The organism is Pantoea sp. BRR-3P (assembly GCF_039621635.1).
Classification (GTDB): Bacteria; Pseudomonadota; Gammaproteobacteria; order Enterobacterales; family Enterobacteriaceae; genus Pantoea; species Pantoea floridensis.
Genome location: NZ_CP155067.1, coordinates 497,360 through 522,871, shown reverse-complemented (window position 1 = coordinate 522,871; position 25,512 = coordinate 497,360). Strand labels below are relative to the sequence as shown.

At 55.7% G+C, this 25,512-nt stretch carries 20 protein-coding genes; 5 read left to right on the top strand and 15 right to left on the bottom strand.

All coding sequences use genetic code 11. From position 1 onward, the window contains the following. Positions 1-9: 9 nt before the first annotated feature. The 4 genes from glgX to proP all read right to left on the bottom strand — a co-directional run bounded on the left by glgX (position 10) and on the right by proP (position 8,087). The gene (gene glgX, locus AAGR08_RS21960) at positions 10-2,085 is read right to left on the bottom strand and encodes a glycogen debranching protein GlgX (RefSeq protein WP_097098321.1); all 2,076 of its coding nucleotides are present in this window, start codon (positions 2,083-2,085) and stop codon (positions 10-12) included. Between the two features lie 35 nt (positions 2,086-2,120). Next, positions 2,121-4,607: a malto-oligosyltrehalose synthase gene (treY, locus tag AAGR08_RS21955; protein ID WP_345830164.1), complete on the bottom strand. Its 2,487-nt coding sequence runs from the start codon at positions 4,605-4,607 to the stop codon at positions 2,121-2,123. Beyond that, positions 4,604-6,388, bottom strand: a complete 1,785-nt coding sequence (gene treZ / locus AAGR08_RS21950; protein ID WP_345830163.1) for a malto-oligosyltrehalose trehalohydrolase — start codon at positions 6,386-6,388, stop codon at positions 4,604-4,606. The genes treY and treZ overlap by 4 nt, the downstream gene beginning before the upstream one ends. A 259-nt stretch (positions 6,389-6,647) precedes the next feature. Further along, positions 6,648-8,087 (bottom strand): glycine betaine/L-proline transporter ProP, encoded by a 1,440-nt coding sequence (gene proP / locus AAGR08_RS21945; protein ID WP_099686960.1) that lies wholly within the window; start codon positions 8,085-8,087, stop codon positions 6,648-6,650. 325 nt (positions 8,088-8,412) lie between these two features. Here proP and AAGR08_RS21940 point away from each other — a divergent pair, with 325 nt between their 5' ends. The 3 genes from AAGR08_RS21940 (at position 8,413) to AAGR08_RS21930 (ending at position 11,247) form a co-directional block, all read left to right on the top strand. Then, positions 8,413-9,114, top strand: coding sequence for a response regulator transcription factor (locus AAGR08_RS21940; protein ID WP_345830162.1), 702 nt, complete (start codon positions 8,413-8,415; stop codon positions 9,112-9,114). Further along, positions 9,111-10,379, top strand: coding sequence for a HAMP domain-containing sensor histidine kinase (locus tag AAGR08_RS21935; RefSeq protein WP_345830161.1), 1,269 nt, complete (start codon positions 9,111-9,113; stop codon positions 10,377-10,379). The genes AAGR08_RS21940 and AAGR08_RS21935 overlap by 4 nt, the downstream gene beginning before the upstream one ends. A gap of 88 nt (positions 10,380-10,467) precedes the next feature. Further along, entirely contained in the window at positions 10,468-11,247 is a 780-nt protein-coding gene (locus tag AAGR08_RS21930; RefSeq protein WP_345830159.1) for a MipA/OmpV family protein, read from the top strand. Here the strand turns inward: AAGR08_RS21930 and AAGR08_RS21925 are convergent. From AAGR08_RS21925 to AAGR08_RS21900, 6 genes are all read right to left on the bottom strand, one after another. Next, the gene (locus AAGR08_RS21925; RefSeq protein ID WP_176519227.1) at positions 11,213-11,362 is read right to left on the bottom strand and encodes a hypothetical protein; all 150 of its coding nucleotides are present in this window, start codon (positions 11,360-11,362) and stop codon (positions 11,213-11,215) included. The genes AAGR08_RS21930 and AAGR08_RS21925 overlap by 35 nt on opposite strands. An 84-nt stretch (positions 11,363-11,446) precedes the next feature. Continuing rightward, on the bottom strand, positions 11,447-12,337 hold the full coding sequence (locus tag AAGR08_RS21920) for an oxidoreductase (protein WP_097097724.1): 891 nt from the start codon (positions 12,335-12,337) through the stop codon (positions 11,447-11,449). A gap of 178 nt (positions 12,338-12,515) precedes the next feature. Next, the gene (locus tag AAGR08_RS21915) at positions 12,516-13,295 is read right to left on the bottom strand and encodes an SDR family oxidoreductase (protein WP_345830156.1); all 780 of its coding nucleotides are present in this window, start codon (positions 13,293-13,295) and stop codon (positions 12,516-12,518) included. A gap of 10 nt (positions 13,296-13,305) precedes the next feature. Continuing rightward, complete coding sequence (locus AAGR08_RS21910; RefSeq protein ID WP_345830154.1) at positions 13,306-14,385, bottom strand: M24 family metallopeptidase; 1,080 nt, start codon at positions 14,383-14,385, stop codon at positions 13,306-13,308. Beyond that, positions 14,378-16,021, bottom strand: a complete 1,644-nt coding sequence (locus AAGR08_RS21905) for a GMC family oxidoreductase (RefSeq protein WP_345830152.1) — start codon at positions 16,019-16,021, stop codon at positions 14,378-14,380. Before AAGR08_RS21905 ends, AAGR08_RS21910 begins: the two co-directional genes overlap by 8 nt. A gap of 10 nt (positions 16,022-16,031) precedes the next feature. After that, a complete protein-coding gene (locus AAGR08_RS21900) occupies positions 16,032-17,351 on the bottom strand; it encodes an MFS transporter (RefSeq protein ID WP_345830150.1) in 1,320 nt (439 codons plus the stop codon). A 153-nt stretch (positions 17,352-17,504) separates the two neighbouring features. On the opposite strand from AAGR08_RS21900, the gene AAGR08_RS21895 reads away from it, so the two are divergent. Beyond that, a complete protein-coding gene (locus AAGR08_RS21895; protein WP_345830149.1) occupies positions 17,505-18,677 on the top strand; it encodes an ROK family protein in 1,173 nt (390 codons plus the stop codon). Between the two features lie 108 nt (positions 18,678-18,785). Here AAGR08_RS21895 and AAGR08_RS21890 read toward each other — a convergent pair whose 3' ends face one another. Beyond that, on the bottom strand, positions 18,786-19,532 hold the full coding sequence (locus AAGR08_RS21890) for an SDR family oxidoreductase (RefSeq protein ID WP_345830148.1): 747 nt from the start codon (positions 19,530-19,532) through the stop codon (positions 18,786-18,788). Positions 19,533-19,678: 146 nt separating this feature from the next. Between AAGR08_RS21890 and AAGR08_RS21885 the strand changes: the two genes are divergently transcribed. Further along, entirely contained in the window at positions 19,679-20,599 is a 921-nt protein-coding gene (locus AAGR08_RS21885; RefSeq protein WP_345830147.1) for a LysR family transcriptional regulator, read from the top strand. 46 nt (positions 20,600-20,645) lie between these two features. Here AAGR08_RS21885 and AAGR08_RS21880 read toward each other — a convergent pair whose 3' ends face one another. The 4 genes from AAGR08_RS21880 to AAGR08_RS21865 all read right to left on the bottom strand — a co-directional run bounded on the left by AAGR08_RS21880 (position 20,646) and on the right by AAGR08_RS21865 (position 25,336). Continuing rightward, entirely contained in the window at positions 20,646-21,542 is an 897-nt protein-coding gene (locus AAGR08_RS21880; protein ID WP_097097732.1) for an SDR family oxidoreductase, read from the bottom strand. Positions 21,543-21,792: 250 nt separating this feature from the next. Further along, positions 21,793-21,945 (bottom strand): KGG domain-containing protein, encoded by a 153-nt coding sequence (locus AAGR08_RS21875; protein WP_008110189.1) that lies wholly within the window; start codon positions 21,943-21,945, stop codon positions 21,793-21,795. A gap of 117 nt (positions 21,946-22,062) precedes the next feature. Continuing rightward, a complete protein-coding gene (locus AAGR08_RS21870) occupies positions 22,063-23,148 on the bottom strand; it encodes an ABC transporter substrate-binding protein (protein ID WP_345830823.1) in 1,086 nt (361 codons plus the stop codon). Between the two features lie 58 nt (positions 23,149-23,206). Further along, positions 23,207-25,336, bottom strand: coding sequence for a TonB-dependent siderophore receptor (locus AAGR08_RS21865; protein WP_345830145.1), 2,130 nt, complete (start codon positions 25,334-25,336; stop codon positions 23,207-23,209). Between the last annotated feature and the right edge of the window lie 176 nt (positions 25,337-25,512).

The following is a 25,512-nucleotide window of genomic DNA, read 5'->3' as shown; positions in this document are numbered from 1 at the left end:
CCTGCGCGATTATGGTCTGCGGAACAGCGCCATACTGCGTCCTTCCAGTTCGAAATCCTTCTCTTTGGTAATCACCAGGCCCTTTTCAACGTTATCGGACGTGCTGAGTTCCAGCACCCAGCCGCCTTCGCCGAACTGGGGAATGCGGAACGGCACGTTGCCTTCGTAAGGGTTAAACAGCATCAGCACGTCGTGCCAAATGCCTTCTTCCGGTTGCAGATCTGGCCGGCCAAGATAAACCCCGAGCGTGGTGCCATCATCCCATTGGTCGGCCTGCTGGAACCCGCCGCCGGCGTTAAACCATTTGATATCCATCCCGTCGCGCCAGCTTTCGCGACGCAGCAGCGGCTGTTTGGCGCGGAGCGCCAGCACCTGACGCGTGAAATCGCGCAGCGCATCGGCGGAAGGCGGCAGATTCTCCCAATGAAGCCAGGAGATTTCGCTGTCCTGACAATAGCCATTGTTGTTGCCGAGCTGACTGCGGCCAAACTCATCGCCCGCCAGCAGCATGGGCGTACCGTGTGAAAACAGCAGCGTCGCCAGGAAGTTGCGCTTCTGCCGCTCACGCACCGCGTTGATACCTTCATCATCGGTTGGGCCTTCAGCGCCATAATTGTACGAACGGTTCTCGTTGTGACCGTCGTTATTATCTTCGCCGTTGGCTTCGTTGTGCTTCTCGTTGTATGAAACCAGGTCATTCAGCGTGAAGCCATCGTGAGCGGTGAGGAAGTTAATGCTGGCCCACGGACGGCGACCGCGCTGATCGTAGAGATCGCCGGAACCTAGCAGGCGCGCAGCAAAATCATTGGTGACCATGTCACCTTTCCAGTATTCACGCACCGTATCGCGATACTTATCGTTCCACTCAGCCCAACCCGGCGGGAAGCCGCCAACCTGATAACCACCCGGGCCGATATCCCACGGCTCGCCAATCAGTTTCAATTTGGAAAGCACCGGGTCCTGCATAATGGCATCGAAAAAGCCGCCGCGCTGATCAAAACCTTCGGGTTCACGTCCCAGCACGGTACCAAGATCGAAGCGGAAACCGTCAACGTGCATGGATTCGGCCCAGTAGCGCAGCGAATCCAGAATCATTTGCAGCACGCGCGGATGCGAAGTATTGACGGTATTGCCGGTGCCGGTGTCATTGATGTAGTAGCGATGCTGGTCCGGCAGCGTGCGGTAGTAGGAGTAGTTATCGATGCCTTTAAACGACAGGGTTGGCCCCAGTTCATTCCCTTCAGCCGTGTGGTTGTACACCACGTCCAGAATCACTTCGATACCGGCATCGTGGAAGGCGCGTACCATGTCACGGAAGCCCTGAATACCGCGCGGACCAAAATAACGCGTGGCCGGAGCAAAAAAGGCCAGCGTGTTATAGCCCCAGAAGTTTTTCAGGCCGCGATCCAGCAAATGCTGATCGTCCGGGAAACCGTGCACCGGCAGCAGTTCAACCGTGGTGACGCCCAGGCTTTTGATGTAATCCACCGATGCCTGATTGCTTAAGCCGTCGTAGGTACCGCGCATCTCGGCGGGAACCGCAGGATTAAGCTGGCTAAACCCTTTAACGTGCGCTTCGTAGATGACCGTTTTCGACCACGGAATGTTCGGTCGGTTGGCGTCCTGCCAGTCAAATTCGTTGGGATCGATCACGCGACATTTCGGCGTGAACGGCGCGCTATCACGCGTATCAAAACTTAAATCTTTGTCTTCATGCAGCAAATCATAGGCGAAGTGTGATTCATCCCACTGCAGTTCTCCCGCCAGTTCGCGCGCATAGGGATCGAGCAGCAGCTTGTTGGGATTAAAGCGATGGCCATTTTCCGGCTCGTACGGGCCATGCACGCGATAACCGTACAGCGCACCCGGCTGCAAGCCGGGAATATAGCCATGCCACACTTCATGGGTGTATTCAGGGAGATCGAAGCGGGCGATTTCATTCTCGCCGCTTTCATCGTACAAGCAGAGTTCTACGCGCTCTGCGCAGGCCGAAAAGAGGGCAAAATTCACCCCCTCGCCATCAAAGTTAGCGCCAAGCACTTGTCCCGAACCTGCTGTAATTTCTGTAGGCTTACCATTTTCCATCTTTATTCCCTCAAACAGCGTTAACAGGCAATGCATTAGCTGCTAAGCAGCACTAACGGCGCGCTAGAGGCCGCCTCATCCAGCGGAATGTAATCGCCAATCGCCACCGTTTCGCCGGTCCACAGATTGCGGTAGTGACGATGTGCGAGCGATTCGGTCAGGACCACTTCCGTTTGCCCCCACTGCGCGTTGTTGAGACTCAAACGCGGCAGGATCACCAGCAGCGCGTTATTGCTGTCCTGGCGGGCAAACGCGATGACTTTGTTTTGATGTTCACCGCTGGCGTTCAGCGGCTGATAGTCGCCATAGCGGAATAGCTGCGGCACATCACGCCGCAGATGCAATAGCCGTGCAATCACCTGCTGCTTAAGTTTGCCGCTTAGCCAGTGTTGTGCATCGTTAAAGTCGGGAGAGGCCGATTCATCAAACTGTTGTTGCAGCAGATCAAAATCTGGCGTCCGGCGGTTATCGGGATCGACCAGGCTAAAGTCCAGCGCTTCGCTGCCCTGATAAATATCCGGTACGCCCGGCGCGGTGAGCTTAATCACCGTTTGCGTCAGGCTATTGATCAACCCGGCCTGGATAAACGGCTGAAGCGCGTGGCTGAAATCGCTGAGGAACAGCTGATTGGCGGGCGAGAGTAGATGTCGGGCATACTCCAGCACCGCTTTTTCATACGCTGCGTTACTCTCGGCCCAATCGGTACGCAGCTTGGCTTCACGCAGCGCTTTTTCGACAAACGGTAAAAAGCGCGCTTCCAGTTCGCTGGCATCTTGCGGTTGCAGCGTGGTGGGCCAGACGCCAGCCAGGGCTTGATACAGCATCCATTCCACCGCGGGCTCTGGCGCGGGTCCATCCTCCAGCTCAACCACCTGCGCATGATTAATCTGGCGCCAGCGTGTGACATTTTCCGCCCACGGCGAAGGCGCTTCGCTCAGCGTATAAAGGCGCGCGCGTGCATCTTCGCCGCGCTTCGTATCGTGCGTTGAGGTGGAGGAGATACCGTTAGGCTGCTGACGTTGGCGGTTTTGCATCTCGCGGTGAAAATGCGCCAGCGAGAAGGCGTGCGGTAGCGGCTCTGCGCCCACTTCATTGATCGCCAGCGCCACGTGATTACGAAAGAACAGCGTATCCTCCACCGATTTCGCCATCAGCGGGCCGGTCAGCTGCTGGAAGCGTACGCGGAACTCATGTGCTTCCTTTTCACTCTCTTCAGACACCGCGCCCAACAGAATCGCCTGCAGCAAACTCAGCACGGTTGGCGAGGCGCTGTTTTTCACGATCTCCAGCACCTGTTGCAGCAGTTCCTCACCCTCCAGCGGCATGCTGTCCTGCTGACCGTAGGTGCGATACACCGGGAAGGCGATGAGGATTTCGCGCAGCGCAACGTGTAGTTCCGCCTCGCCAAGGTTGCGATGCTCTGAGCCTGCGATGTCGGTCGCCAGCTTAAGCAACCGAGCAAACTCCCCAGCGAAATTGCGATCCACCATCAGTTCACGCGCTACACGTAATCCGGCTGCAACGTCGTTGCGCTCGCCAGTCGTGGACTCATACGCCAAATGCAGCGTATCAATCTGCGTATCGTCGATCAGCGCGTGGGAGAGTGCGGCAATAAATTCGTAACCCGTGGTCCCCGAAATCGGCCAGTCGGCTGGAATGTGCTCGCCTTCTGCAAGGATTTTTTCCACCGTAATGTAGCAATCCGGGCCGGTGGCCTGACGCAGCTGCTGCAAATAGCCCTGCGGATCGGCCAAGCCATCGACGTGATCGACGCGCAAGCCGCTGACCGCGCCAGAGCGTACCAGCTCGAGAATCAGCTGATGAGAATCGGCAAACACCGCATCATCCTCAACGCGGACGCCCACCAGACCGGTGATCTCAAAGAAGCGGCGATAGGAGAGCTCGCTGCGCGCATCGCGCCAGCTCATCAGTCGCCACGGCTGCTGATCATGCAGCTCGGTAATGGCCTTTGCATCGGTGATGGCCAGCACCGCGTCGGCGCGATCCTGCCAGCTGGCTGGCGTGAGCGGATAATAACTGTCGTAATAGGTTAGCGCGGGGTTGCCGGTTTGCGGGTGCGGCTTAATGCTCAGCTCACCGTTTTCCAGCACGTTATCAAAGCTGTCGCCGAGAAACGGCAGCGTCAGGCGGCGCGACCAGTCAATATCGAAATGGCGCGCGTAACGGCTGGCTTCGCCATGCTCAATCACATCTCGCCACCAGCTGTTCTCCAGCGAGGCCGCCATATGATTGGGCACAATATCGAGAATTAACTCCATGCCCGCCTGTTTAAGCGCCTGGACCAGGCGATCAAAACCTTCACGCCCGCCAATCGCCGGTTCGATTTCATTGGCATCGATGACATCGTAGCCGTGAGTCGATTCGGCGGTGGCGCTGAAAATGGGTGAGGCGTAAAGATGGCTGATGCCAAGACGTTGCAGATAGGGCACCAGCGCAGCGGCGCGATCAAAGGTCATGCCATTACGGAACTGAATGCGGTACGTCGCAGTTGGAATACTCATTTTGTTGCTCCCTGATCCAAACGCACCACGATGGCGTGTTGTGGCAATGCTTCAGCCTGTTGCGGCCAGGCGAAAATCGTCCTGCCCGGCATATCCGGCAACGGTTGGTGATGTTTTCCAATATTCAACGCCAGCGAGAGCTCGCCCTGTGGGAAATGCCAGCTGACGGCAATAAAGCCCTCGGCGGTAGCCAGCACTTTGCCGCTATGACCACCGGCATCAGCCAGAAGCGGCACAATATGCTGCTGACGTAGCGCCAACAACTCGCGGGTAAACGCCAGCCACGCCTGGCCCTCTGGCGTTTCCAGCTTGTTCCAGTCGAGCTTCGAACGGGTAAATGTCTGCTCATCGTTTGGGTCGGGTACTTCTTCGTCATGTCCGGCGTGGCCGGTAAACTCTTTCGCACGACCCTCACGCACTGCTTTGGCCAAATCGCCGTGGAAATCGGTGAAGAACAGGAACGGATTGGTTTCGCCATACTCTTCACCCATAAACATCAGAGGGATATGTGGTGAAAGCAGCAGTGTGGCGAGCAGCACTTTGGTGCGATCGCTGCCTGCAAGGTTAATCAAGCGATCGCCCTGCGCGCGGTTCCCCACCTGGTCGTGATTCTGGATAAAATCCACAAACGCCACCGGCGGCTGGCTGGCGCTGGGCACACCGCGCCGCTGACCACTCTGCGGCGAAAGCTCGCCCTGATAGGCAAAACCTTCGGTGAGCACGCGTGCCACCAATTTTTCTGGTACGTCGGCAAAATCCTGGTAATAGGCGTGCGTTTCACCGGTTGCAAACACGTGCACCGCATTGTGGAAGTCATCGTTCCACTCGCCGCTGAACAAGGGCGCCTGACCTTGCCGATCGCGCGGGTGCAGGAAGATGACATTGCGGCTATCTTCGGTCGTGAGGTGGATAGGGCGTTCGGGAATGGCCTGGCGAATGCGCTCGGCAATGTCGATCAGCACATGTTTTTTGGAACTGTCTTCAATTTGATCGATGGCATCGAAACGCAAGCCATCAAGATTGAACTCCTGCAGCCAGTAAAGCGGCGCTTCCACGATATAACGCCGTGCCGCATCCACATCATAAGCAATGCCTGCGCCCCAGGGCGTCATGCGTTCCTGATGGAAAAACGCGGGCGCCAGCAGCGGCAGGTAGTTGCCTTCGGGGCCAAAATGGTTGAGCACGATATCCAGCACCACCGATAAACCGTGCGCGTGCGCGGCATCGATAAACGCTTTGAAATCATCAGGCGATCCGTAAGCCGCGTGGGGCGCATAGAGCAGGACGCCGTCATAACCCCAGCCGCGATTACCGCCAAACTGCGCAACGGGCAGCACTTCCAGCTGGGTGATACCTAGTTCGGCCAGCCACGGTAATTTGGCGATCGCCGCCTGAAACGTTCCTTCAGGCGTAAAAGTGCCAATGTGCAGTTCGTATACCACCGTTTCGTGCCATGGACGCCCTTGCCAGTGGGTGTGTTGCCAGCGGTAGTGTTTGGGATCGATCACCAAAGAGGCGCCGTTAACCTCAGCCTTCTGCGCACGTGCTGCAGGATCCGGCACCACTGTACCGTCGGCCAGCACAAAGTTGTATTCTGCGCCCGGCGCCACGTCGTTGACGTTCAACTCAAACCAACCGTCTCCCACCTGCGTCATGGTGCGGTCATGGTCGGCAACGCTTAAGGTGATCTGCTGCTGGCCCGGTGCCCAAACACGAAAACGAACGCTGCCATCCGCAAGAATTTCAGCGCCCCAGGATTTTTCAAATGATCTGAATTCCATTCAATTGCCTCGTTTAGCCCACGCAGGGGCAATGGACGACATCAAGCGATTCGCTACTGGCTGATAAAGATATAAAAATCGAGATAAAAGTTAGGTCGGACAACAAATCATAGTCGATATTTTGGCCTTTTCTGGCGCGTACCAACGGATTTCAGGCCACTTTGGGAAATTATCGAATCAGAGGGGGATTTTAACGCTTCGTTTAGAATGAGATGAGGCTGCCAGCCGTGGCAACCTCATTGATTTCGCTCGCTGTGGGTCAGGCCGGTTTATGCTTAGCCTTGCGTTTACGCAGCTTATCAATCAATCGGTGCGCTTCGGCCTCAGTGGCGACCGCAGGCGATGATCCTTTCAGTGGCTTACGTGCGGTTTCACTCAGGGTTAACACGGTGATCAATCCAATCACGCCGGCACCCATCATGTAATAAGCGGGCATCATCGTGTTGTGCGTGGTATCCACCAGCCAGGCGGTAATTAATGGCGTGGTGCCGCCAAACAGTGATACCGACAAGTTAAAGCCAATCGCTAACGCACTGTAACGAATATCGGTGACAAATAGCGCAGGTAACGTGGCGGGCATGGTGCCGCTGAAGCAGGTATGCAATAGCCCCAAAACCGCCAATCCGGCAAAGACCAGCAGCATATTGCCGGTACCAATGAGCATAAAACTGGGAATCGCCAGCAAAATTAAGCCTAGCGCTCCTAAACCAATGACCGGACGACGGCCAATGCGGTCGGTGAAATATCCCCACATTAGTGTCAGGGGCATCATGATAAACATAATTACCATCACCAGCATCAGGCCGGATAATTCGCTCATCCCTAACACGCCGGTTAAATAGCTCGGCATGTAGGCGGTCAGCATATAATTTGAGACGTTAAACAACAGCACCAGGCCAATACATTTCAGCAGCGGTTTATGCTGATCGCGCAGCATCTGCCACACGCTGACACGCGGTTTGTTGTGCTCCAGCTCTTCGCGCTTATCCATGTGATCTTTAAACGCGGGGGTTTCTTCCAGTTTGAGACGGATATACAGGCCGAACAGCCCTAACGGCGCCGCGAGGAAGAACGGCACGCGCCAGCCCCAATCCATCATCGTTTGATGAGGCAAGAAGGCGATCATTGCCGTCACTAAGCTCGCGCCTAACAGGTAGCCAGCTAGCGTACCAAACTCGAGGAAGCTGCCCATAAAGCCGCGACGCTTATCGGTGGAATATTCCGCAATAAAGGTCGCAGCACCGCCATATTCGCCACCGGTTGAGAAGCCCTGCAGCAGGCGCGCGGCAAACAGCAGAATTGGCGCGGTAATACCAATGCTGGCGTAGCTGGGAATTAAGCCGATGCAGAAGGTGCCAATCGACATCATGATCATGGTTAACGCCAATACTTTCTGGCGTCCAATGCGATCGCCGAGCGGGCCAAAGACCATGCCGCCAATGGGACGCACTAAAAATGCCGCGGCGAAAGTACCGAATGAGGCAATGAGCTGAGCGGTTGCGCTGGCATCGGCGAAGAAGACCTGGCCGATAATGACGGCGAGATAGCTGTAAACGCCGAAATCAAACCACTCCATGGCGTTACCGAGTGCAGCGGCACCCACGGCGCGCTTCAGCAATTTGTTGTCGATGACGGTGATATCATCAACCGTTAACCCGCTGGAGGTCGCCGGCTTATCTGAAATCGATCCTGTGCTCATAATATCCCCTGAGAAAAAGTGGCGCGATCTTATAGCTTTCGCAGCCGTTATTTCATTGAAGGAAAAGAAAGCTATAAGAGGCTAAAGAAGTGCAAACCCTAGTAAAGATTTTAACGAAGCGCAAGTTAGTGGCATTTTGCTTTGCGGAAAATGTATTTAATACTGTAATTCGCTGAATAAATTATAAAGTGCAACATAATCGCTTATGCTGAAATTTCGCATGTCCGCGCCCGATTACCTTCTCCACGCTATCCCGGAGAAACTTATTTACCTGCACCGCTGTCTGTAATACATCGATAAAGCGATTCCGCCAGGAAAATAAGACATGACCTCCGTTTTGTTAATTGAGGACGATCATCGGCTGGCAGGGATGATTGTGCCTTACCTTGCGCAGCACGAATTTAATGTGATGCACAGCGCCAGCGCACCTGACGCTCAGCTGCGCTTGCGGCAGTGTGAATTCGACGTTGTGCTACTGGATCTGATGCTTGGTGATGCCGACGGTTTGGCGCTCTGCCGGCAGATTCGCAGCCAGTGTCATAATGAACCCGCCATTATTATGGTGACAGGACGCGGCGATCCGGCGGATCGCATTATCGGCTTGGAAGTGGGGGCGGATGATTATCTGCCAAAGCCTTATGAACCGCGCGAACTTCTGGCTCGGATGCGGGCGGTGCTACGACGAATCAAGCCTGGGCGCTTGCTTAACGCAGAGCACGTTATTCGCTCCGGAGCGCTAGAGATCGATACCGCCGCGCGCAGCGTGCTGCTGCATCAACAACCTTGTGCGCTCACCTCGTTGCAGTTCGATCTGCTGGTGGCGCTGGCGCGTCATGCCGGGCGGGTGCTTAATCGGGAACAAATCTGGCAATCGGTGCGCGGTGAAAGTTACGACAGCTTTGATCGCGCAATTGATGTGCATATCGGTCGCATTCGCCAGCTGATTGAAGATGATCCGCGCACGCCGAAACGTATCATCACCGTGCGCGGTGTCGGCTATGTTTTCTCGGCAATGCCGCACGCATGAAGCGCCTCACGGATTTTCCGCTGCATCTGCAAATCTTTTTCGCCTTCAGCTGCGCTCTGTTGATAGTGGTGATCTGTACTATCGTGTTGTGGCTTTGGAACGATGATGACAATCGCCATCTCAACGCCTTCGCCACCTTTTCCGAGCTGGTGGAGCAGAATCTACCGCCGGCGGACGCGCCACAGCCGGTGCAAGCGGCAGCCATCGATCGCTGGATGGCGCGCGCCCACACGCGTTTTACCCTGTTTGCCGCCAATGGCGAACGGCTCAGTCGTCCACTCGATCCGCCCATTGCATTTCCTTCGCGCGCGGTTTACGGCCAATTAGATGATGATTGGTACGGCATGCGTTTTGTCTGGCCGCTAAAAGATAAGCGCGTGTTGGTTACGCAGTTCAGTAGCGACCGCCAGAAACGGCCGTGGCTGTTTATTTTGCTGCTGCTGGGATTAGCCAGCTGCGTAGCGCTGATCTCCTTCCCGGTGATACGGCGTTTAACGGCGCGGCTGGAATCACTGCAGCAGAGCGTGGAATCACTCGGTCAGGGAAATCTGACGGCGCGAGTAGCGGTTTCGGGTCGCGACGAGGTGGGACGGCTGGCGGCCAGTTTTAACCGCTCGGCCATGCAAATAGAGCAATTGATCCAGGCGCAAAAATCGATATTGGCGAACGCCTCACACGAACTGCGATCGCCATTGATGCGTATTCAGATGGCGGCCGCACTGCTGGCGCCAGAGGATTCACCCACGCGCCGCGAACTGCAACGCAGCGTGGGCGAACTGGACGCGCTGGTGGAGGAGATCTTGACCCTCAGCCGTTTAGAGATGGCAACCCGCGCGATTAACGGGGACTTTCAGCCCGCCGATATCACGGCGATTGCCGCGGAAGAGTGTGCCGCCGCGCAAGTTGAACTTCAGGCGGAGCATGTGGTGGCCGAAGTCGATGCGCGTTTAATTCGCCGTCTTCTACGTAACCTCATCGAAAATGCGCAGCGCTATGCCGGCAGCGGAATTTGCGTGGTGCTTAAACATACAGAAGAGCGCTGTTTTTTACTTGAGGTGCTTGACCGCGGGCCCGGCATACCGTGCGCTGAGCGCGAGAGTATTTTTCAGCCGTTTTATCGCCTTGCCCACAGCAGCAGCGGTTATGGCCTTGGCTTAGCGTTAGTGCGTTCGATCACCGAATATCACGCTGGCAGCATTAGCGTACACAATCGCGCAGGGGGCGGAGCCCGTTTTTGCGTGTGTCTGCCGCTAGCTGTTACATAACTTTACCGAAGGTAAAAACGGGCGTTACAAGAGGCTGCTGCAATAGGTTTCCTCATGATTAACTTCTGTAACGGTAAGGATAATGTTGATGCGTTTCACCCTGGCTCAACCTTTCACGCTATTTTGCCTGCTAACGGTTGCCACCTCTGCGGCCTGCGCTGAATCCAGCCAAAATGAATTTTCGGGCTTTATCGGCGGCGGCGTCGGTGTGAAACCGAACTATTCTGGCGCCAAAGAGCATAAAACCGACTTCGTGCCGGCGCTGAAGCTGAAATATGGCCCCTTCTTTGTCGGTGGCGTGGACGATCTGATTGCTCTCGGATGGAACGTTGCCAACACCGATCGATGGACGTTCTCGCTGGGGGTAGGCACGAATATTTCACCGCGTCAGGAGTCTGATGATGCGCATCTTAAAGGGCTGGGGGATATTGATATTACGCCACGCGCTTTCACCTCGGCGGTGTATGAGAATGAATATTTTAAAGGCGGCGTGATCTTAACCCAGGATGTAGGCGGCAATCAGCAGGGATTCAAACTCGCGTCCTATGCGCATTTGCAGTGGCGACCAACGGCGAGCCTGCGTTTTTACACCGGCCCGAGCCTGAGCTGGGCGGATAGCGATTACATGCAGACCCAATATGGCGTGACGGCGGTGCAAGCGGCACGCAGCGGACTGAATCGTTACGATGCCGGTTCAGGTCTGGAGAAGGTGGGCTGGGAAATGGGCATGGAGTATGCGTTAACGCCTGCCTGGCTGATCGGTGCCCGCGTTACGGCGCAGCATCTGGAAAACCAGGCAGCCGACAGCCCGATCGTCGAGAAATCAGGCCAGGTCAGCGGTGCACTATTTGCGGCGTGGCGATTTTAATCGCCAACACCGTAAGGCCGCCATTCATGGCGTAATGCTCGTCAGTTAAGCGTGAATCGGTCACCATGAATGGCGACCCTACGCGGATATCGCCGGGTTTTCGTAGGGTGCGCATTTATGCGCACCTGCATAAACAGGCATTTTTTTGCTTAAGTGAGCGGCATTACGCCATTCATGGCGACCAGGTAACCTTAGATCTTCAGCCTGGGCCTTCGCTTCCTGCTGCCAGCAGGGGCACGATCACATCGCTTATCGGGGTGGCGATGCCATAGGTTCGGCCATAGCGCTGCACCACGCCGTTGCGGATATCCCACTCCAGCGGGCGATTGGCCTGGCGGTCGGCGAGAATGGACGTGCCCAGGTCAGCAGGTGCCTGGTGGAAACGGTCAACAATTTCCTGCGGCACACTGTCGCTCAGCGCTGCCCCGGCAGCGCGCGCCACCGTTAAACACTCCTGTAAATAGGCCAATGCCAGCGCGGTAACATCCTCCCGCTGGAACATCCCGGCGCGACGATTCGAAAGCACCATCAGGCCAGCAACGGCGTTTTGCAGCAGTTTGCGCCAGGCGATGGTGAGAAAATCGGCCGAGAGATCGACGCTACAGCGCGTGTCACGCAGCGCCGCAACGACCCGTTCAGCCTGTGGCGTTTCAGGCAGCGTCAGGCGCGGTTTTTCTCGTAGCCACACCGAAGCGTCCGGTTCTCGCTGGGCAGGGAACCACACCACCGAAGGCAGTACCGCTGCGCCGTTGACATAGGGTGCAAGTTGCGTTTTCTGCTCTACGCCGTTCTGCAGGGCGCACACCACCGTATTTTCATCACACAGCGCCGCCAGCCATGCGACGATGTCTGCCACCTGCGTGGTTTTTACGGCCACAAACACCAGATCAAACGGCTGCGCAATGTCAGCCGGATGGGTGAGCACCGGGCCAGGGACAATAATTTTGCCACTGTCGTGACGCAGTTCGAGCTGCGGATGCGCGGTGCGGCCACAGAGGGTCGGCGTGCGGCCAACTTCATGCAGAGCGGCGGCGATGGTGGTGCCAATTGCACCCGGTCCAATGAGGGCAATGCTGGGATTCTCAGACATCTTTTCCAGGCTCCTGATTATCAAATGACAGAGGGTCGCTTCAGCACCGAAGAATAGCGGGTTATGGCGCGCTAATGTTATTTTTTGCGCGGTTGCTGCGACCTGTTTTAACACATCAATGCGGAGGATTTAGTCAGGTGCGCAGTGATGCGCAACAGGCAGACAGCAAACGGAATGATTAATCGTGATAAACCTGGCTGCGGCCGCCATCCACCAGAATATCGGTTGCGTTGATAAAGCGCGCCTCATCTGAAGCGAGAAACAGCGCGGTGTAAGCGACTTCATCTGGTTCACCGATGCGCTTGCAGGGCAGTAATGCCGCCTGGCGTTCACGTTCTGCCTGAGGATCAGGGCAGCTTGCCAGCCAGGCTTCTGCGGCAGGCGTCATGATCAAACCCGGCGACACGCTGTTAACACGTATGCCCCGGCTGGCGTATTCCACCCCCAGCGACCGCGTCATGCCAATCAATCCGTGCTTTGCCACCGGATAGGGGAAAGCGCCTGGAATGATTTTATGTCCGTGTACCGAGGCGACGTTGACAATGTTGCCATAATGCCGCGCCAGCATCCCCGGCAACACGCTGCGGATCAGGTTGTAAGGCCCTTTCAGATTGACCTCCATGCAGCGCTGCCAGTCGTCGTCTTCCAGCCCCAGCGGATCGCGAAATACATTCACGCCTGCGCAGTTGATCAGAATATCGATAGGCCCGAGCGCGTCCTGTGACTGCACCACCGCACGTTGTACCTGCTGCGGTTGCGTCACGTCCGCCACGCAGGCCACGCATTGTTGTCCATATTCTTCCTGCAGCTGGGCGGCCAGCGCTGCGGTGGTCTCAGTGTTGAGATCAAACAGGGCTATGCGGGCACCTTCACGCGCAAACAGCCTGGCAATCGCGCTGCCAATTCCGCTGCCCGCGCCAGTGATAATCGCGGTTTTGTTGGTTAAACGTTGTGACATGGTCGCTTCCTTATGAAGATGCCGGTAACACCAGCCAGTCGGCGAAGTGCAGTAGGCTGGCGCCACGTCGCACGCTAATAAGCGGCCAGTTTGCGGTACGCGTCAGTGCCTCGCAGCCCTCGGAGGTCAATAAAAAGGTGTCTTCACTTTTTACGCCGCTGAGCGTGGGATTCCACGCGAGCGCTGTATTGAGCCGTACTTCGCCTTGCGACTCGGACGTTACGATCTCGTCGCGACAGCCATAACCGGCCGGGCCGCCCTGATGATGATCGCGCCAGGCACCGCCCTGACCCTGCTGCTGATAAGCATTTTGTATGGCGTTGAACACCGCAGACCAACTGCGGCCAGGCTGGGTTGCACAGAGAATATCGGCATGGATCTGGCTCAAGGTTTGAAGGCGCTGGCGCAGCGCGGGCGCTGGTTCACCGATATGCACCAGGCGCGTCAGGCTAACGTGCAGGCCATGGCGCTCAGCGCCCAGCGTAATCAGCAGCTGGTGCCGCACTATTTTCGCAGTGGGCACCGGATGTTTAAATGCGGCGATACGCTCATCGGCCGCCACTAAGGTGCACATCGGGCGAATGCCACGCGCCAGGCAAGCCGCAACGATCTGCGCTTCCACCTGCCATTCCGTTACGCCGGCACGCAGCTGGCGCGCCACATCCTCAACAATCTGCGCGGCTTCGCGTCCGAGCGTGCGAAATCTTTGCTGTTCGCTGCTGTTCAGCCCCTGACGCAGCACGACCATCTGCTGCTGAATATCGATTGTCTCGGCAAGCGGCGTATCGCTGCCAAGTTTACCGGGCGGCAGCACGCTATTTAGCGACTGAAACCAGGGATAGCTTTGCGTTTCGCAGGCAAACGGCAGCGGCTCTTCGGCGAGAATGCGCGGCATCTCATTTTCGGGTGCGAGCAGCAGCACCTTATGCGGGGTTACCAGCAGGCTGGCGACGCCGGTTTCGGCGCGTTCAACAACGTAATAGCTGGCACCTTCCGTCAGCCAGGCGATGTTATCGCGCCGGGTGAGCAGCACCGCATCCAGCTGCCAATCGGCCAGCGCCCGCTGCAGCCGCGTCAACTTTTCACTCATCGGCTGTCTCCTTCTGTACGAAATCCTGTGTTTGCATCAGCAGTTCTGCGGCGCGGTGCGCGACAGCCATCACGATGGCATTGGTATTGCCGCTAACGATGTTAGGCATCATTGAGGCATCCACCACGCGCAGGCGATTGACCCCGCGCACCCGCAGATCGTCGCTTAGCACCGCTAGCGGATCGTTCGCGTGCCCCATGCGGCAGGTGCCCACCGGGTGATAGCCGGTTTTCACCATGCGTTTACAGTGCTCGACGATAGTTGCATCGGAGGTGATTTCTGCACCGGGGAAAATTTCCTGCTGCACCATCTCGCTGATAGGCGTTGCGGCAATCACCTGCCGCGCGAAGCGGAAGCCGGCAATGGTGCGAGCCAAATCATCCGGGTGACCAAATATTTGCGTATCAATGATCGGCAAGCTGCTGGCGCTACCGTCGCGCAGCGTGACTTCGCCGGTGGCTTTGGGGCGCAGCAGCAGCGAATTAACGGTGACGCCGTGGCCAGGGTCGGCGCCCATCACATCGCGATCGAGATATACCGTGGGCACGCAGAACATTTGGATGGTGGGCGTGGCGCTAAAATCGAGCGGATCAAAGAAGGCACAGGTTTCGACGCCGGTGGTGGTGACCGGGCCGGTTTTAAACAGCATGTACTGCAAACCCGCTTTGATCATTGGCCAGCCGCGATCCTGACCGTAATAGCCAAACGCACCTTTGGTGCTGGCGACCACCGGCACTTCATAGTGATCCTGCAAGTTCTTACCAACGCCGGGCAGATGATGACGTAGCGTGATGCCGTGCTTTTTCAGCTGATCCTGTGGGCCAATCCCGGAGAGCATCAGGAGTTTCGGCGTTTGGTAGGCGCCAGCGGCGAGTATGACCTCTTTGCAGGCGCTGGCACGCTGCGGATGCCCCTCCATCGTGTAGCGGACGCCGGTGGCATTCGCGCCCTCAAACAGGATCTCCTCCACCTGCGCGCCGGTGGCAATCGTTAAGCGTGTGTCCTGGCGCAGCGGGTTGATAAAGGCATCTACCACGCTGCAACGCTGTCGCGTTTGTCCATTGATGGTGTGCTGCATGAACCCGACGCCAAACGGATTGCCGGTGTTGAAATCCGGCGTGTAAGGGATGCCCAGGCCCTGCATGGTTTTGACGTACGCGCGACTGAGCGGGCTGAAGTGACCCAGATGTGACACTTTCATTGGGCCGCCAACGCCATGATCGGGGGCGCCAAGATGATCGTTATCTTCGATAGCGGTGAAGTGGGGCAGCAGCGCCTCCCACGACCAGTCAATCCCCTGATTGCCCAGCGCGTGATTCCAGTCGGCATAATCCTGACGATGGCCGCGCATATACACCATGGCATTCACCGTCGATCCTCCGCCCAGCACCTTCGCCTGCGGCACAATCACACCGCGTCCGTTCAGCTGGGCTTGCGGCTCGGTTTGATGCATCGTCAGGAACTTGTCGCTGGCGAGGAACTTCATGTAACCCGCCGGCATTTTTAATACCGGATGATATTCATCGCGCCCGGCTTCCAGCAGCAGCACGCGCGCGTTGCCCTCCCTGACCAATCTGGCGGCGACGATACAGCCAGCGCTGCCGCCGCCCACCACAATGTAATCAAACTCTTTCATGTTTTTCTCTTTACTCTGAAGCGACAGAATCAAAACGACGCAGGCGCTGCGCCTCGGGATTGTGCTGCTCGCCGGGATCGAGCGGGCTAAGCAGGAAGCACCACGAAACCATCGCGCTCACCAGGTACAGCGCGGCATATCCCCAAACCACGCCCGAGGTGCCGAAGAGTGCGTTGAAGGCGCCATAGAGTGCCGGGCCAAAGAAGGTCGAAAGTCCGGCGGCGAAGCAGTAGATCGCCATCGCATTGCCTTTATCTTTTGGCTGACACAGTGAAGAAAACAGTGCTGCGGCAGGGACATAGCCACACAAGGTGATGCCATATAAACAGGCGCAAATCACGCTGAGCACAAAGCTACCGTGGCTCCATTGCGGCACGAAGTACATGAGCAGCATTGAAATACCGGAGCCGAGTCCGCCAAATACCGTCAATACCTTACGCCAGCCGATGCGATCGCTGATTTTGCCGACGATCGGGTTAAAACTCATGCCAACCAGGCCCATGATCGTGATCAGGCTGAGGTATTCGGTTTGTGTAAAACCGATTTGCTCGGTGAAAAAGCCCGGCAGGAAAATAAAGAAACCAAAGTAGGGCGTGGTGTTAATGATGCGGACCACGGCGGCGGCGGCAATGCGTGGTTCACGCCACAGAATATCAATGCCGCCCATCAGCGTTCGGGCGGTGCCCTGCTGACGATGCTTTTCATCCAGCAGCGATTGATATCCGCTGCGCTCTTTTAGCGCGACGAGCATCACCAACATACCCAGCGCCACCAGCCCCAGCGACAGCCAGAAGGTGGCATATTCGCCAACCCATCTGATCGAGAAGATTGCCACCAGCGAACCCAGCGTCGGCAAGCCGCCGGTAAACGCCAGCCAGAACCAACCGGTTGCTGAGCCGCGCATCTCCGCGGGGGCGGCGGCCTGAATCCACACCAGAAAAGCATAGGCAAACATCGGATAAGCCACGCCGCGCAGGCCGTAAGTTAGCGCCAGCAGCAGTACGCTGTGTGAAGGGAGCGCAATGGCCAGAAACAGGACTTCGAACACAATCCAAATCAAACCGCCCGCCAGCATCACTTTGCGCGGACCAATTAAGGTGGAGAGTGAACCGGCCAGCCATGAACCCAGGGTAACGGTCACGCCGTAGAAAGCGATCACCGCCGCCGCGATGTTGAGCGAAAAGCCATTTTCATGCAGGTAAGGAGCCAGATAGTTCGATTCGACGCCGTCGCCAATCATAAACAGCAGCACAGCGACGTAGCCCCATGCCAGCGCGGGTGGAATGCCGAGGCGGAGCAGCCACGGATGGTTTGCAGGTGATGTTGTCATTTTAATTTTTCTCTTGAGAGGTCATGATGATTTTTTGTTATTGGGATGAGCACGAACTCTAGAGCAATGGGTGCAAGCAGGATGGTGAGACCATCACAAAAGATAGTAAACGCTGTTTAGTAAACGCGTCTGCTGTGGATGCAGGGAGAGAAAATGAAGCCGGTTGGACTGAACAATTTTCACGTACGCAAACACAATAAGGCCGTGTTTATTGACCTGATGTGGCGCCATAAACAGCTCAGCAAATCGCAGCTGGCCCAGCTCAGTGGATTGACGATCCCCGCTGCCAGTAAAATTTTGCAGGCGCTGCTGGATGAGGGAAAACTTCAGCATTCCCATGCTGTGATGAGCACCCGTGGCAACAGCAACGGCAGTTTTCAACTGCCTTCCGAAGGGCCGTGGACGCTGTGTTTGTGCGTGAAGCCAACCAGTATTGAACGGCAGCTGGCTGATGCGCAGCTCGTGCCGCAAGGCGACTATCAGCAAACCACGATCAACGCTGAGACGCCGGAAGCACTACTCAATGAGATTGAAGCGGTATGGCGGCAAACCTGTAAACAGTGGCCGAAGCGGCGCATTAATCTGGCGTTGGCGGTACATGGCCAGGTCGATCCGGTGACTGGCGTATCACAGCATATGCCGCAGGCCGCGTGGAAGACGCCGCTGCAGATGAAATTTCTGCTGGAGGAGAAGCTTGGCGTTGAAGTCCGCGTCGATAACGACTGCGTGATGCTGGCGCTGGCTGAAAAGTGGCTCAATCGCAACGCGTTGAGTGAGTTCTGCGTCATCAACGTCGATTACGGTATTGGATCGTCCTTCGTGATTAACGGTGAAATCTTTCGCGGCAATCTTTATGGCAGTGGCCAGATCGGCCACACCATTATTGCGCCCAACGGCTTACGCTGCAGCTGCGGACGCCAGGGTTGTCTGGAAACGGTAGCGTCCCTTAGCGCGTTAAAACAGGCTGCTCATCAGCGAGCACCGCAGGCAGCGCAGCCCTCGAGCAAGCAGTTGCTGGCCGCGTGGCAAGCGGGCGAGCCGTGGATCGTGGCGTGGGCGCAGCGTGCAGCAGAGGCGATCGGCATGAGCTTGTATAATTTTCTCAATACGCTGAATATTAACCAGATTTGGTTATATGGACGTAGCTGTACTTTCGGTGAAAATTGGCTGCACAGCATCGTGCAGCAGATTGATTTCAATCCTTTCGATCCGCGCGATGCGCTGAAAAGCAAAGGCACAAATGTGCATTTTGGCCAGTTAGATCGCGCGCGTCAGGTGCTGGGTATCGGTTATTTGTATGTGGAAGCCGATCCCTGCGCGGCCTGAAGGCTGCAAAGCAAGGCCAGTTTATGCAGGTGCGCATGAATGCGCACCCTACGAAAAACGGGCGATATCAACGATCGGCACTAGCCCAGTCATACCTACCTTGCGCTATCACACCTGCGCCATACCGCCATCGACAAACAGTTCGGCGGCATTGATAAAGCTGGATGCATCAGACGCCAAAAACGCCACCACTTTGCCGATCTCTTCCGCTTCCCCCAGGCGACCCAACGGCACCTGCGCCGCTAGCGCATCAAACAATCCCTGACGCTGCTCTTCGCTTACCAAGCCACCTAAGCCTGGCGTGCGCACCGGTCCTGGGCTGACAACGTTAACGCGAATGCCGCGGTCTTTCACGTCCAGCGCCCATGAGCGGGCAAAGTTGCGCACTGCCGCTTTACTGGCGCTGTAGACGCTGAAACCGGCAGTGCCCTGAACCGAAGTGGTGGAGGAGGTGAGGATCACCGAGGCGTGGTCGCTGAGCAGCGGCAGCGCCTTTTGCACCGTGAACAGTACGCCGCGAACGTTGGTGCCAAAAATGCGGTCAAAATGCTCTTCGGTGATGGCACCGAGCGGCAACATATCGCCGCCGCCCGCGTTGGCAAAAAGTATATCCAGCCGCCCCGCCTGTTGGGCGATTTCTGCATACACATTATCGAGGTCGCTCAGCAGTGAAGCATCAGCGCGAATGCCGGTGGCGCTGGCACCGATGCGGGCCACCGCCGCATCAAGCTCCGCCTGACGACGTCCGGTGATAAATACGCGGGCGCCTTGTGCCGCTAACTCTTGCGCTGATGCTAAACCGATACCCGTGGTGCCGCCGGTTACCAGTGCGATTTTACCGTTAAGCGTATTCATGTGTACTTCTCCAAATGTAATGGGGTTGAGATGACTGCGTTGCAGTGCATGAGAAGCACTCTATTCCTGCTGGGTTTGGTGATAAATGGTGTAAAATCGAAAGGACTATTTCTGTAGGTGGATAATGCGGGCTTGAGGAAAACGGCGTGGATCAGTTAATGGCAATACGCGCGTTTGCACGCGTAGTAGAAGCAGGCAATTTTACCCGTGCGGCAGATTCACTGGATATGCCCAACGCCACGCTCAGCAAGCTGGTGCAGGAGCTGGAAGCGCATCTTGGCATTCGTCTGCTGCAGCGCACCACGCGACGCGTTACGGTGACGCCCGAAGGGCGCGACTATTACGAAAAGGCGCTGCGCATCGTGCGTGATTTGGAAGATATCGACCACTCTTTCAACGCGGAAAGCGTTAAACCCAGCGGCTATTTGCGTATCGATATTGGCGGATCCACCGCGCGCGATGTATTAATTCCTTTGTTGCCGGATTTTATCGCACGCTATCCGGAAATCCGCCTGGATCTTGGCGTCTCAGACCGTGCAGTAGATTTAATCAGTGGCAATGTCGATTGCGTCATTCGTGGCGGTCCGCTGAGTGATTCTTCGCTGGTGGCGCGACATTTGGGCGATGCTGAGCTCATCACCTGCGCCGCGCCCGCGTATCTGAAAACGTATGGCGTGCCGGCTTATCCGCAGGAGTTACGCAACGGTCATCGGCTGGTCAGCTATTTATCGCCACAAAGTGGCCGGGCGTTTCCGTTTCGCTTTGCGCGTGATGAGGACGTGTTGGAAATCAAGGCTGCACATCGCATTGGTGTGAATGAAAGCAATGCACATCTGGCAACGGCGGTGGCGGGATTGGGGATTATTCAGACCTTCCGCTATGCGGCAGCAGCCGATCTGGAAGCGGGACGCTTAGTCGAGATACTTGCCGCATGGCAACCGGCAAGATACCCATTTCACGTCGTTTATCCGCAAAATCGGCATCTTACGCAGCGCCTGCGGGTGTTTATCGAATGGTTACGCGACGTGTTTCCCGCACGGCTATTAGCAACAAAACGGTCGCCATAAAGGCGACCGTCATTGATGTCGTAGGGCGTATCAAACGCTGCAGACGTTATAACGTACCGGTACCACCATCCGAGCACCACACTTGTCCGGAGGTGAAGCTGTTATTCACCTGCGCAAAGGTCACATACAGCGGGGCGATTTCAGCCGGTTGTCCAGGACGACCCAGCGGTGCCGACTCACCAAATTTCTCAACTTTCTCTTGCGGCTGGCCGCCGCAAACCTGCAGCGCAGTCCAGTATGGACCCGGGGCGACCGCGTTGACGCGGATTTTATCTTTGCCCAGCTGTTGCGCCAGCGCTTTAGTAAAGGCAACGATTGAGGCTTTGGTCTGGGCATAATCCAGCAAAATCGCGCTCGGTTGGTAAGCCTGAACCGAGGAGGTATTGATGATGGAAGATCCTGCAGGCAAATATTCCAGCGCCGCTTTGGTGATCCAGAACATCGCGTAGACGTTGGTTTTGAACGTCGCATCAAAATCTTCGGTGGAAAGGGTACGGATTGACTCATTAAACTGTTGGCGACCCGCGTTGTTAACCAGAATATCCAGCCCGCCAAGCTGTTCAGCAGCCTGTTTTACCAGCTCCTGACAAAATTTTTCAGAACGAATATCACCCGGAATCGCCACCGCCTTACGGCCTTCTGCTTCAATCAGCTGTACAACTTCAGCGGCATCGGATTCCTCTTCGGGCAGATAGTTGATCGCCACATCAGCCCCTTCTCGGGCATAAGCGATAGCGACGGCACGGCCAATACCGGAATCACCGCCGGTGATCAGCGCCTTACGTCCGGTAAGTTTACCGCTGCCGCGATAACTGGTTTCACCATGATCTGGACGGGGATCCATTTTGCTTGCTAAACCAGGCATCGGTTGCTGCTGTTTTTTAAATGGCGGAACCGGATACTCTTCAGTAATTAAGGTCTTATTAGTGGTTTGCACAGTCATATATATCTCCATGTCGCATGATGTGAATAAATTAAGCCTGGCATAAATGTGATATTTGTCACGTTAAAAAATGAACAATCAAATTTATTAAGACAAATCGGCATTAGGGCGCGCTGCAAATTGTTAGCAGTTAAGTCAGGTTATTAACAATATTTGTCGGGGGAAGTTTAATGCTTGAGAGGGGACGACAACGGGCGTCCATGCCCGGGCGAGGTTCCAGCAAGCTGCATACTACTTGCAGCTGTAATAGCTACTTCTTACCGCCTTTCTTACCAGCTTCGGAGGCTTTTGCAGGGTCGTCTTTGAAACTACCGCCGCTTTTCTCTCCGCCTTTTTTACCGGCATCAGACGCTTTCTTTTTATCGTCAGCGAAATTACCGGAACCGCCTCTATGCTCAGCCATAAAACATCCTCTCATGAGTTGTTGTTGCATGGCGGAAATAACTTCTTCGACGCCATGCCCGTGCTGCAAATTTAAGATTAGCGATGTTCCGATTAATCACAAGCGCAGCGACAGCGATTATTTAGTCTCCGTGGCACTGATGACCTTAAAATAGGTGCCGCTATAAGGGATGGGCAGAAAATCATGAAATATCTGCTGCAGCGTTTTCTCCGGATCAACGTCAGTAAATAACTGGGGATAGAGGGTTTTTGCCATAAACTCCGTGGCGGCAATGTGCCAGGGACTTAGATAGAAGTTCATCCAGATCGCTGCGGCGTGTCCATTGCGCAGCGCATGCAACTCGCGTAAACCGTTTTGCTGCGCGGTGAGCTGTTTAAAACTGGTGAGCACCGCGGCTGGCGCTACTTCAGGACCGAGCTTGAGCAAACCCTGCGATGCGTTATCGCCGAAGCCCGTGGCGAAGTAGAAATCAGGCTGAGCGGCAATCACGCTTTCTTCACTAAGACGTCCGAAAACGCCATGCTGGGTTTTGCTGGCAATGTTAGCGCCGCCCGCCGCATTCAGTAATTCGCCCAGGCTGCCGTTAATGGCGGTTACGCAGCATTCGTTGCGTCGGCCGAGATGCAGTTGCAATAGTACCGAGGGTTTTGCGCCCTGATAGCGGGCTAAGCGCTGGCGGATAACCTGCATATGTGCGTCGTAGAAGCGGTTAAATGCCTGCGCTCGCGCTTGTTGATTCAGTACTTCACCGAAGATCTCCACGCTGCGGCGCGTATTTTTCAGCAGATGCACGCGCAGATCGATTTTCACCACCGGAATATGCGCTGCTTTTAGCATGCTCACCAAACGCAGATCGGCATCATCGTAGCGCGCCAGGCTTGGCAAGATCACCACGTCGGGCTTCAGCGCCAGAATTTGCTCGGGATTCATTGCATTCGGGCCGCCAGAACCCAGCGACGGGATCTTCAACATCTGTGGAAACTGGCGCGCAAAACTGTTCCAGGTCTGGCTGTCGTATTTCTTCAGATCCTGCGGCCACGCCACGATATGCTGAAAAGGATCGCCCGGCTCCAGCAGCGCTAGCGTATACAGCATGCGGCTTTCGCCTAACACAATGCGTTGTGGATGATCGGGAATTTCAACGCGATTACCGTCAATGTCGGTGATGCTTTTCGCCCATGCAGCGCTGCTAAGCGCTAGCATCAACAGGATCGCGCCGAGGAGGGAAGGCGCACGCAATGCGCCTGATAGACGTACGGAATCAGAATTCAACGCTGGCCTCGAGCATCAGGTTGCGGGTTTCGCCCTCACGCACGCGTAAGTTACCGCCGCTGGAGGTGTAATAGTGCTTGTTAAACAGATTATTCAGATTCAGTTTCAACTGCGTTTTTTCGCCAAATAGTGAGTTATTCCAGGCGATAAAGCTGTCCGCGACGACGTAATCCGGCATGGTGAAACTATTTTCCGGATCGCCTGCACGGCTGCCAACATAACGCGCGCCGCCGCCAACGCGGAAGTCGCCCGGAATGCCGGAGATGGCCAAATTATGGCTCAGATAGAGCGCGCCAGAATGGCGGGGTGCATTCTGCAGCCGATTACCGTTGTTGGCTGCGTTTACGCCGTCATCAACGATTTCTGCTTTGTCGTAACTGTAATTGGCGCTGAGATCCCAGCCCGGTAATACTTCGCCATTTAACTCAAATTCCGCCCCGCTGGAGCGGGCTTTATTAATGGCGCGTGTGGTGCCATTTATGGAGAGCGACATGTCTCGCTCGTTGATGCGATACAGCGCTACGCTGGCAAAAAGCTTCGGTGAAATCTGCCATTTGCTGCCCACTTCCCAGGTTGTGCCCTGTTCCGGTTTGCCCACATTGCCATCATCATCCACATCGGTGGAGGGCGTAAAGGATTTGCTGACGCTGGAGTAGAGTGAAACGTCTGGTGTTATTTTGTATATCAAACCGACCTGCGGCAGGAATTTATTGCCTTCGCTATCCAGGGTTTGCACCACCGGATCGAAGCCTTTCGAGGCGCGTTGTTCATAATGCTGGTAGCGTCCGCCAAGCACCGCAATCCAGTTCTCCGTCAGGCTGATACTGTCTTTGGCATACAGCGAGCGGCTATGCGTGCGGTTCAGGTTATTGGCATTGGCGCTGTTTTCCGTCGTGCTATTGGTGATGGGTGATAAAATATCGTACTGCGGATCGTTCAGGTTAAATGCGCTGTTGGCTTTGCCCTGGAACTGATGTGCGCGGTAGGTTTGGATCATCTCGTAATCGGTGCCCAGCACGATATCGTGCGTCATGCCGAACACGTGTTGTGACCCGATCAGATCCCACGATACGTATTTGGTTTTATGGTTAAAGCCGCGGTTAGCATCGGCGCGACGCGTCACCACGCCGGTGGTGGGATTGATTGCGGTAACGCGCACTTCGTTGTTGTCGTACTGGCGCTGGTTCCAACCGAGCGTAACGCGGGTACTCCACTCATCATTAAATTGCCAGTCGTAATGGGCGTTGAGCGTTTTGTTGTGGCCCCACGCGTGGTTGGCTTTGTCATCAAGACGATCCTTGTAACCGATATCAACAGGTTTGCCGTTAATAAACGCCGTGCCACGGTCGTAGGGGATGTCATATTGATAATCCTCATAGCTGATGAGGAAACTGGCTTGTTCGCCAAACCATTGAAGTGAGGGCGCAATGAGCGTGTGCTTGTCACTGCCAAAATTACGCCAGTAATCCTGATTTTGTTTTTCCGCAATTAGACGGAAGGCGAAGCCGTTGCCAAGCGGTCCGGTGACATCAACGGTGCCTGCGCCGCCGCCTTCACTGGAGGTCTTACCGCTCACTTTGGTGTGCCACTCATATTGCGGCTTCTTGCTGATAACATTGATGACGCCGCCCGGATTCTGAATGCCATACAGCAGCGAGGCTGAGCCTTTCAATACTTCTACGCGCTCGGTCGTGGCATCAAAATTCAGGCCCTGGCTGCTGCGAACGCCGTCGCGGTAGATCGAGCCATCTGAATTACTGCCAAAACCACGCCGTACAAAACCATCTTCGGTACCCGCCAGCGTGTTGCCTTCGGTCACGCCGCTGACGAAGCGCATCGCATCGGCAAGGCTGGATGCTTGATAATCTTCAAGCTGTTGCTGCGTCACCACGCTCACCGACTGCGCTTGGTTTATGCGAGGCGTTGGCGTTTTACTCCCTACCGAGCTGCTAGTGGCGTTATAGCCTTGCGCAGCGGTTTCATCGGCCGATACCGTCAGCGTAGTGTTTTCCTCGGCCGCAAAACTGCTGGCCGAACCCCAAAGGGTGGCACCATAAATCGCCGCAAGGATCGCGGGATGGCGTTTTGATTTAAAAGCGCAGGGCAGATTATTATTCATGTAATTAAACCTGGTGTTATTACGGGATTAATATTCATCCGTGAATCGAAGCGAGTGGTTAATTTTGCGTAATGTCGTGCGGCGTTAAACAGCCAATGTAATGCAATTGAGAATCATTCAAACATGAAAAAATGTAGTAGTAAATGGAAATAAAAGTGCAGATACTACAGCAGGTC

Coding starts and splice junctions, on each gene's coding strand:
- AAGR08_RS21930 (WP_345830159.1), top strand. CDS start 10,468: ATGCGTTTCACCCTGGCTCAACCTTTCACGCTATTTTGCCTGCTAACG.
- AAGR08_RS21935 (WP_345830161.1), top strand. CDS start 9,111: ATGAAGCGCCTCACGGATTTTCCGCTGCATCTGCAAATCTTTTTCGCC.
- AAGR08_RS21910 (WP_345830154.1), bottom strand. CDS start 14,385: ATGAGTGAAAAGTTGACGCGGCTGCAGCGGGCGCTGGCCGATTGGCAG.
- glgX (WP_097098321.1), bottom strand. CDS start 2,085: ATGGAAAATGGTAAGCCTACAGAAATTACAGCAGGTTCGGGACAAGTG.
- AAGR08_RS21920 (WP_097097724.1), bottom strand. CDS start 12,337: ATGTCTGAGAATCCCAGCATTGCCCTCATTGGACCGGGTGCAATTGGC.
- AAGR08_RS21875 (WP_008110189.1), bottom strand. CDS start 21,945: ATGGCTGAGCATAGAGGCGGTTCCGGTAATTTCGCTGACGATAAAAAG.
- AAGR08_RS21915 (WP_345830156.1), bottom strand. CDS start 13,295: ATGTCACAACGTTTAACCAACAAAACCGCGATTATCACTGGCGCGGGC.
- AAGR08_RS21890 (WP_345830148.1), bottom strand. CDS start 19,532: ATGAATACGCTTAACGGTAAAATCGCACTGGTAACCGGCGGCACCACG.
- AAGR08_RS21870 (WP_345830823.1), bottom strand. CDS start 23,148: ATGCTAGCGCTTAGCAGCGCTGCATGGGCGAAAAGCATCACCGACATT.
- proP (WP_099686960.1), bottom strand. CDS start 8,087: ATGAGCACAGGATCGATTTCAGATAAGCCGGCGACCTCCAGCGGGTTA.
- AAGR08_RS21880 (WP_097097732.1), bottom strand. CDS start 21,542: ATGACTGTGCAAACCACTAATAAGACCTTAATTACTGAAGAGTATCCG.
- treY (WP_345830164.1), bottom strand. CDS start 4,607: ATGAGTATTCCAACTGCGACGTACCGCATTCAGTTCCGTAATGGCATG.
- AAGR08_RS21895 (WP_345830149.1), top strand. CDS start 17,505: ATGAAGCCGGTTGGACTGAACAATTTTCACGTACGCAAACACAATAAG.
- treZ (WP_345830163.1), bottom strand. CDS start 6,388: ATGGAATTCAGATCATTTGAAAAATCCTGGGGCGCTGAAATTCTTGCG.
- AAGR08_RS21940 (WP_345830162.1), top strand. CDS start 8,413: ATGACCTCCGTTTTGTTAATTGAGGACGATCATCGGCTGGCAGGGATG.
- AAGR08_RS21865 (WP_345830145.1), bottom strand. CDS start 25,336: ATGAATAATAATCTGCCCTGCGCTTTTAAATCAAAACGCCATCCCGCG.
- AAGR08_RS21900 (WP_345830150.1), bottom strand. CDS start 17,351: ATGACAACATCACCTGCAAACCATCCGTGGCTGCTCCGCCTCGGCATT.
- AAGR08_RS21905 (WP_345830152.1), bottom strand. CDS start 16,021: ATGAAAGAGTTTGATTACATTGTGGTGGGCGGCGGCAGCGCTGGCTGT.
- AAGR08_RS21925 (WP_176519227.1), bottom strand. CDS start 11,362: ATGCGCACCCTACGAAAACCCGGCGATATCCGCGTAGGGTCGCCATTC.